We start from the raw sequence: 8103 nt of genomic DNA on the forward strand, positions 1-8103 counted from the left end.
CGGTAGGGATGTGTGTCAGAGCTGTCCGTGGCGGGGCGGCTGGGTGCCGTCGACCGCCCACCGCCCGAGGTGGTGCACCTTCCAGGCGGCCGGGTCGTGCAGGGTGTGGGTGCGCGCGTTGCGCCAGTGGCGGTCGAGGTTGGTGGTGGACAGCGCTGCCCGGGTGCCGGAGACCTCGAGCAGCCGGCTGCTGACGTCGACCGAGACCTGCGCGGTCGACGCGCGGGCCGCGGCCACCGCCAGGCTCGCCTCCGCGGCCGACTCCGCGGTCAGGTCTGCGTCGGCCTCGTCCACGCGCCGGCCGGCCTCAGCCAGGAGCGCCTCGGCGCTGCGTACGGCCAGCTCCATCTCGCCGAAGGCGTGCACGACCAGCGGGTCCTGGGCGGCCGTCTCGGCCCCGGCGAGGGCGACAGCGTCGGCGTAGGGACGCGACATCGTGAGCACGAACTCGGAGGCCTCGTCCAACGCGCGCCGCGCGATCCCGGCGTCGATGGCGGCGTGCAGCAGCTGCGCGAAGGCTCCGTAGGTCGTCGGCCGATCGAAGGTGACCGCGAACGGAGTGATCCACTCCTCGGCGACGACGACGTCGGTGAGGCGCACTGTCCCCGACCCCGTCGTACGCTGCCCGACCGCGTCCCAGTCATCGATGATCTCGACTCCGGGAGTCTCGGTGCGGACCCACGCCACCTGCAACGGCCCGTCGACGCCGCGCCGCGCCAGCACCGCGAGGTAGTCGGCGAAGAGCGAGCCGGTGCAGTAGAACTTCTCGCCGTTGAGCAGCCACTCCCCCTCCTCCCGGGCAGGCGTGAGGGCCGTGCGGATGTCGCGGACGTGCTTGGTGCCGAACTCCGACTGCGCGTTGGCGACCAGCGCACCGGCGCGCACGTCGCTGTAGATGCGCTGCTGCTGTTCGCGGGTGCCGTTGAGGCGCAGCTGGTTGAGGAAGACGAAGTGGCTGTGTGGCACCTGGCCGACGTTGGGATCGCCCCACGAGACCAGCCGGAACACCTCGGCCACCGTCGAGGCCGACAGCGCCGGGCCGCCGAACTCGAGCGGAACGGTCAGCGAGCCGAGCCCCGCCGCGGCGTACGCCCTGACCTGGTCGTGGGGCAGCACCCGGCCCCGGTCGCGGGCGCCGTCGCCGAGGGCGAGCTCTTCGGCCAGCCGCCGCGCCGCCAGGGGTGCGGTCTCGGCCTCGATACGGGAGATCTCGGTCGTGCTCAAGCCACGGGCTCCAGCTGTTGCGCCTCGAGCTCGCGGACGAGCGGCAGGACGCGCTGACCGAAGTACTCCACGTCCTCGTGATAGTGCAGGAAGCCACCGAGGATCAGGTCGGCGCCGGCCCGCTTGAGCTCCACGATCCGCTCGGCCACCTGCTCGGGCGTGCCGACGAGGCCGGTGCGGAAGCCGTCGTTGTACTGCACCAGGTCCTCGAAGCTGGAGTCCTGCCACATCCCGGTCTTGTCGCCGGTGGACTGCCCGGCCTGTTTGACGGCGGAGCCGAAGCCCTCGACGGCCTTACGGTCGGCCTTCTCGATGATCTCCCGGAGGGTGTCGCGAGCCTCCTTCTCGGTGTCGCGGGCGACGATGAAACCGTTGATGCCGAACTTCACGCGGCGGCCGAGCGGCTCAGCGACCGAGTTGACGTCCTGGACCTGGGCGGCCAGACCCTCGGGGGTGTTGCCGTTGGCGAAGTACCAGTCCGAGACCCGGCCCGCCATGGCCTTGGCGTCGGAGGAGTTGCCGCCCTGGAAGATCTCCGGGTGCGGCCGGCCCTCGCTGGCCAGCGGCTTCGGCTTCAGGTCGAAGTCGTGCAGGCGGTAGAAGTCGCCGTTGAGCTCGGCGGAGTCGCTCGTCCAGATCTCGCGCAGGTAGCGGATGAACTCCTCGGAGCGGCGGTAGCGCTCGCCGTGCTCGAGCCACGGCTCACCGAGCTTGGTGAACTCGTCCTTGAACCAGCCCGAGACGACGTTGACGGCCGCGCGGCCGCCGGAGATGTGGTCGGCGGTGGCCAGCCACTTGGCGAGCACGCCGGGCTGCCACAGCCCCGGGTGGACGGCGGCGATCACCTTGAGCCGCTCGGTCGCCAGCAGCAGCGCCAGCGAGAACGAGGTCGACTCGTGCTGGTAGGCCGCGCCGTAGGAGGCCATGTAGCGCACCTGGGACAGGGCGTACTCGAAGCCGTTGTTCTCGGCCAGCTGGGCGAGCTTCTTGTTGTAGTCGTAGCTCCAGTCGGTGCGCTGCTCGATCTTGCTCACCACCAGGCCGCCACTGACGTTGGGCACCCAGTAGGCGAACTTCAGGGGCTCGGTCGCCGGTGAGGTCATGCTGGTCTCCTTGGATCGCTAATGTCTATTAAACTTATCCGATTAAACAGGTCACGAGACCGGATCTCCCGATGTGGACCAGCGGAAGACCCGATCCCGTGATAGGTGCCGCCTATCAAGCAGCGACAGGGCGAGAGGCCCCGCAGATCACCGCCGGGCGGCTCACGTGTACCAGGTCGGCACAGGGATTTCGCCGAGCAGCGCGTAGCGCCCGACCTCCGCCCGCTTGTGTGCCACCGGGTCATGCAGCGAGTGCGTCCTGATGTTGCGCCAGAAGATGTCCAGACCGACCTTGTTGGAGGTCGCCCGGGCGCCGGTGAGGTCGTAGACCTTGGCGCCGATCTCCAGGCCGACGTCGATCGCGACCTGCTTGGCCGCGGCGATCACGACCGCCGCCTCGCCGCGCTCCTGCTCGGTGACCTCGTCGGCATGGGAGTTGATGGCCTCGATCAGGCCGGCCGCCCGCTCGGCCAGAGCCTGGGCCGCCCACAGCTTCGCGGTGAGGTCGCCGTACGTCTCCTGGATGTAGAACTCCTCGCTCCCCTTCTCCTTGACGTCGCCGGCGTAGGGCCAGGCGCGGGTCGTCTCGCGGGTGTAGGTCGCAGCGGTGGCCAGGGCGCCCTCGGCGATCCCGAGGTAGAAATTGGTGAAGATGAGCTGGATGATCGGCACGTTGAGCGTGTTGTAGACCCGCGGGACGAACTCGTACGACCCGCCTCCCTGTTTCACGTAGCCGGCCGCGGACTCCCAGGGGACCCGCACGCCGTTGATGTCGACCGCACCCGACTCGGTGAGCCGCTGGCCGAGGTTGTCCCAGTCGCCGGCGAAGACAATCGCCTCCTGCTGGGTCGGCACGATCGCGAAGACATGCTTCTCCGTCCCCTCGATGACACCCTCGAGCACGGTGAGGTCGGAGACCCGCCCGCCGGTCGAGAACGACTTGCGACCGGTGAAGACGAGCTCGTCACCCTCGACCCTGATCACCAGGTCGTCGTCGCGCGGATTGACTGCGCCGCCGAAGAAGAAGCTGTTCTCGGTGTAGAGCTGCTCGACGGCGGCGATCTGCTCCGGGGTGCCGACGAGCCGCGCCGCCCAGGCCCACAGGTAGTGGTAGCCGAGCAGCTGCCCGATGGACCCGTCACCCGCGGCGACCGCCCGGACGACCCGCAGCGCGGTCGTCCAGTCCTGACCGGCGCCGCCGTGCTCGATGGGGCCGAGCAGCGTGACCAGGCCGCTCTCCTTGAGCAGGTCGACCTCGTACGTCGGGACCTGGTTGGCGCGGTCGCGGGCGACCGCGTCCGCGGAGAGACGGGTCGCCACCTCCCGCGCCCGGTCGATCCAGCCCTCGGCAGTGGTGGGTGCCGCACCGAACTCCGCGGCGGTGCGTACAGACTCTGTGGTCATATCGCCCTCTCGTGTCTTGCGTCGTGAAGATGTGTCTTCTTAGTTGACTAAATTAGTAGAGAATTAGCACGAGGGCGCTTCCTGGACGCCAGTAATCGCCGATCACCCGCTCGGGATGACCGATCACCGCCCGAACGAGAGGACAGCGTGAGGATCGAACAGCTGGAGTACATCGCGGCCGTGACCCAGCACGGCTCGCTGCGACGGGCGAGCGAGCAGCTCCACATCTCCCAGCCCGCGCTGAGCGAGGCGATCACCAAGCTCGAGCGCGAGCTCGGCGTGACGCTGCTCGACCGGCGCCGAGCGGGCGCGCGGATCAGCCGCGAGGGTCAGGAGCTGCTCCCCTACATGGCCGACGTCCTCGAGGCGGTCGAGAAGCTCCGGCTGGCTGCCGGCGTGCAGAGCACCGGCGTCGGCTCGGTCCGGGTCGGCACGGTGCAGGCGGGCACCTCGACGGTGCTGCTGCCGACCCTGCGGAGGTTCGGCGACGAGCACCCGCGGACCAGCGTCGAGGTGCGCACGATGCTGCACGAGGACATCTATCTCGCCCTGGCCGAGGGCACGATCGACGTCGGCCTGGTCAACCTGCTGAGCGGCGACGACCTGCCGCCGACGGTCGAGGGCAGCGTCCTCATCCAAGGGAGGCCGGTCGTGGTGCTGCCCGCCGGCCACCGGCTCGCCTCACGTGCGGAGGTGACGGTCGAGGAGCTGCGTGCGGAGCCGTTCGTCGGGATGCGCGCGGGCTACCTGATGTACCGCTTCGCCCACCGCGTCTTCGGCACCGACCTCCCCGACCACTGGCACGCCACCGACGGCGCCGAGATGGGCAAGATGATGGTCAGCGAGGGCATGGGGCTGACCCTGCTGCCCGACTACAGCGTCGCGGGCGACCCGCGCGAGACGAGCGGCCAGATCACCATGCGACCGTTGGCCGGGGACCGGTCCCGGGTGCGGATGCTCGCGGTGCAGCGGCACAACTCGCGTACGTCCTCAGGTGCTCGGACGCTGCTCGAACTGCTCGCCGAGACGGCCGTCGAAGCTCAGGCCTCGGCGGGCTCGTAGCTCTGCACGAACTCGGTGAGCCGGGCGAGCTGGTCGGGGTCGGTGCTCGGGATGACGCCGTGGCCGAGGTTGAAGACGTGTCCCTTCGCCCGGCGACCGGTCTCGATGATCCGGCCGGCCTGCTCGAGCATCACCTCGGTGGGCGCGAAGACGAGGGCGGGGTCGAGGTTGCCCTGGACGCCGAAGCCGTCACCGAGCTGGCCGATCGCCCAGTCGAGCGGGGTGCGCCAGTCGACGCCGACGAACTCGGCGCCGGCGCTGCCCATGAGCGGCAGCAGCATGGCGGAGTTGACGCCGAAGTGGATGCGCGGGACGCCGAGCTCGCCGATCCGGCTCAGCACCTGGGCGGAGTAGGGCAGCACGTGGCGCTCGTAGTCGGCGAGCGTGCAGGCGCCGGCCCAGGAGTCGAAGAGCTGCACCGCGGAGGCGCCTGCGCGGACCTGGACCTCCAGGAACGCGCTGGAGATGCCGGCGATCTTGCGCATCAGCGCGTCCCACACGTCAGGGGCGCCGAACATGAGCGCCTTGGTCTTGGCGTAGTCCTTCGACGGACCGCCCTCGACCAGATAGGAGGCCACCGTGAACGGAGCACCCGCGAAGCCGATCAGCGGGGTGCCGCCGTTGACGGTCGCGAGTTCGCTGGTGAGGTTCTGGACGGCCTCGGTGATGTAGGGGACGTGCTCGGGGGTCAGGTCGGGGATCGCCTCGACGTCGGCGAGGGTGCGCACCGGGTCGGCGATCACCGGACCCACCCCGGGCTTGATCTCGAGGTCGATGCCGACGGCCTTCATCGGCAGCACGATGTCGGAGAAGAAGATGGCCGCGTCGACGCCGTAGCGGCGTACGGGCTGGAGCGTGATCTCGGTGATCAGCTCGGCGTTCTGGCACGACTCGAGCATGCCGATGCCCTCACGCACCTTCAGGTATTCGGGCAGCGACCGGCCGGCCTGGCGCATGAACCACACCGGCGTACGGCTGGCCTTCTGGCCCGTCAGCGCCTGCAGGAACGGCGAGGCTGCGAGCGCCCCCGAAGTGCTCTCGGAGGAGTCCTCGACGATGTTCCTGGGGGTGTTCACGGCAGCCACCTGGCAATGGTCCCACCCGGTGCGGCGTGTACGCACATCGCGAATCGCGCAGAAGACATACGCTGTTCACATGGTCGTCCGTGGAGAGTCGCGTCCCGCCGCGGGACCGGAGAACGGCCCGGCCGTGTTCCGGTCCGCCGCGGAGGGCATGCGCGCCGCGACGTTCCGGCCCGAGGTGCTGGCGGAGGAGATGCCGGCGCCGCAGCGGATCGCTCCGTACGCCGCAGCCCTGTCGGCCGACGTGACCGTCGGTGACGTCGACGTGGCGACCGGCCGATTGATCCTGCTGCACGACCCCGAGGGCAACGACGCCTGGGGCACGGTGCACGCCGCGCCTGGTACGTTCCGGCTGGTGGCCTACGCACGCGCAGACATCGACGTCGAGCACATCAGCGACCCGCTCCTGGGCGAGGTCGGCTGGTCGTGGCTGCTCGACGCCCTGTCGGCTCACGGCGCCTCGCACGTGGCCGCGGCCGGCACCGTGACCAGGGTCGCCACCGAGTCCTACGGCGGGATGGCCGAGGAGGAAGGCACCGCCCAGATCGAGATCCGCGCATCGTGGACGCCGGTCGGAGCCGACTCGGGCGAGCTGGACGTGCGACCGCACACCGAGGCGTGGGGCGAGCTGCTCTGCACGGCCGCGGGGCTTCCTCCGGTGCCGGAGGGCGTCACCGTCATGCCGAGCCGACGAGGTCAGCGGGGCGCGTGAGTCACGAGAGCACGGAGCCCGAGACGGGGCCGGACACACCTGAAGATGCGGCGCCGGCACCTCTGCTGACCCTGCGCGACGGACTGCCTCCGGTCACCGACACCGACGAGGGCCTGTCCAAGGCCGCCGCGGCCATCGCCGCCGGCACCGGACCGGTCGGGATCGACGCCGAGCGCGCCTCCGGCTACCGCTACTCCAACCGCGCCTACCTGATCCAGCTGCGCCGCGAAGGCTCCGGGATCTGGCTGATCGACCCGATCGAGCTGACCACGATGGAGCCGCTGGTCGAGGCGCTCGAGGGCACCGAGTGGATCCTGCACGCCGCCACCCAGGACCTTCCCTGCCTCAACGACCTCGGCCTCTACCCGGCCGCGCTCTTCGACACCGAGCTCGCCGGCCGGCTGCTCGGCTACCCCCGGGTCGGGCTCGGCACCCTCGTCGAGACGGTGCTCGGCTTCACCATGCTCAAGGAGCACTCCGCGGCCGACTGGTCGACCCGCCCGCTGCCCGACGCCTGGCTCGAGTACGCAGCGCTGGACGTCGAGGTCCTCGTCGAGCTGCGTGACGCGCTGGCCGACGAGCTCGTCGCGCAGGGCAAGGACGCCTGGGCCCGGCAGGAGTTCGACTGGCTGCGTGGCTTCGAGGCGCCAGTGCGTACGGATGCCTGGCGGCGCACCTCCGGCATGCACCGGGTCCGCGGCCGCCGCGGTCTCGCCGCCGTGCGTGAGCTGTGGCTCGAGCGCGACCGGATCGCCCAGCAGCGCGACGTCACCCCGAGCCGGATCATCCCCGACGCCGCGATCGTCGCCGCCGCCCAGGAGCTGCCGAAGGACAAGGCCTCGCTGCTCGGGCTGAAGGGCTTCCACGGCCGTGGCGCCGAGCGCTACGTCTCCTCGTGGCTGAAGGCGCTCGACCGCGCGGCCACGATGCCCGAGGACGACCTCCCGGTCCGCTCCCCGCGCTCCGACGGCCCTCCCCCGCCGCGCGCCTGGGCCGACAAGGACCCCGTGGCCGCTCGCCGGCTCGCGCTCGCCCGCGAGGCCATCAACGCCCTCTCCGAGGAGCGCAACCTCCCTGCCGAGAACCTTCTCACTCCCGACTTCCTCCGCCGCACCATGTGGACGCCCCCGGGCACCCGCGACCCCGGCGCCCTCCTCGACGGCATCATCGAGATCCTCTCCGGCTTCGGCGCCCGCGGCTGGCAGATCGCCCTCACCGCCCCGCTCCTCACCGACGCCGTCCTGCAGGCCGACAACGAGTCCTGACCCCGGCGGCTTCGGCGCCGCCGAGGCGTCACCCGCGTCGGCCGAGGCGTCACGTACGACGGTCGAAAGGGCACGGACGACGGTCGAGGCGTCACGTACGACGGTCGAGGCGTCAGGTGCGCAGCCGAGAAGGCAGCTGCGTCGGCCGAAACGTCACTTACGTCGGTCGAAACGTCACGTGCGGCGGTCGAGATGGCACGGCAGTGCCATCTCGACCGCCAGAACTGACGTCTCGACCGACCGCACTGACG

Annotated in this window: 7 protein-coding genes; 3 read left to right on the forward strand and 4 right to left on the reverse strand. The window is 70.5% G+C overall.

Annotated elements, in window-relative coordinates; translation table 11 throughout:
- Positions 1-15 precede the first annotated feature (15 nt).
- The 3 genes from IEY81_RS22410 to IEY81_RS22420 form a co-directional block, all read right to left on the reverse strand.
- The gene (locus tag IEY81_RS22410; RefSeq protein WP_189120718.1) at positions 16-1224 is read right to left on the reverse strand and encodes an SfnB family sulfur acquisition oxidoreductase; all 1209 of its coding nucleotides are present in this window, start codon (positions 1222-1224) and stop codon (positions 16-18) included.
- Positions 1221-2327 (reverse strand): dimethylsulfone monooxygenase SfnG, encoded by a 1107-nt coding sequence (gene sfnG / locus IEY81_RS22415; RefSeq protein WP_189120719.1) that lies wholly within the window; start codon positions 2325-2327, stop codon positions 1221-1223. The genes IEY81_RS22410 and sfnG overlap by 4 nt, the downstream gene beginning before the upstream one ends.
- A gap of 162 nt (positions 2328-2489) precedes the next feature.
- On the reverse strand, positions 2490-3731 hold the full coding sequence (locus IEY81_RS22420) for an acyl-CoA dehydrogenase family protein (RefSeq protein WP_189120720.1): 1242 nt from the start codon (positions 3729-3731) through the stop codon (positions 2490-2492).
- Between the two features lie 147 nt (positions 3732-3878).
- Between IEY81_RS22420 and IEY81_RS22425 the strand changes: the two genes are divergently transcribed.
- Positions 3879-4793 carry a LysR family transcriptional regulator gene (locus IEY81_RS22425; protein ID WP_189120721.1) on the forward strand — a complete coding sequence of 305 codons (915 nt, stop codon included), beginning with the start codon at positions 3879-3881 and terminating at the stop codon, positions 4791-4793.
- On the opposite strand, the gene hemE is transcribed toward IEY81_RS22425, so the two are convergent.
- Positions 4772-5869, reverse strand: coding sequence for a uroporphyrinogen decarboxylase (gene hemE, locus IEY81_RS22430; RefSeq protein ID WP_229788086.1), 1098 nt, complete (start codon positions 5867-5869; stop codon positions 4772-4774). The genes IEY81_RS22425 and hemE overlap by 22 nt on opposite strands.
- A 79-nt stretch (positions 5870-5948) precedes the next feature.
- Between hemE and IEY81_RS22435 the strand changes: the two genes are divergently transcribed.
- Together IEY81_RS22435 and IEY81_RS22440 are read left to right on the forward strand one after the other, a co-directional pair.
- On the forward strand, positions 5949-6587 hold the full coding sequence (locus IEY81_RS22435) for a DUF3000 domain-containing protein (protein WP_189120722.1): 639 nt from the start codon (positions 5949-5951) through the stop codon (positions 6585-6587).
- On the forward strand, positions 6584-7852 hold the full coding sequence (locus IEY81_RS22440) for an HRDC domain-containing protein (protein ID WP_189120723.1): 1269 nt from the start codon (positions 6584-6586) through the stop codon (positions 7850-7852). The genes IEY81_RS22435 and IEY81_RS22440 overlap by 4 nt, the downstream gene beginning before the upstream one ends.
- Positions 7853-8103: the final 251 nt, after the last annotated feature.

The sequence above is a fragment of the Nocardioides luteus genome (genome assembly GCF_014648595.1).
Taxonomy (GTDB): Bacteria; Actinomycetota; Actinomycetes; order Propionibacteriales; family Nocardioidaceae; genus Nocardioides; species Nocardioides luteus.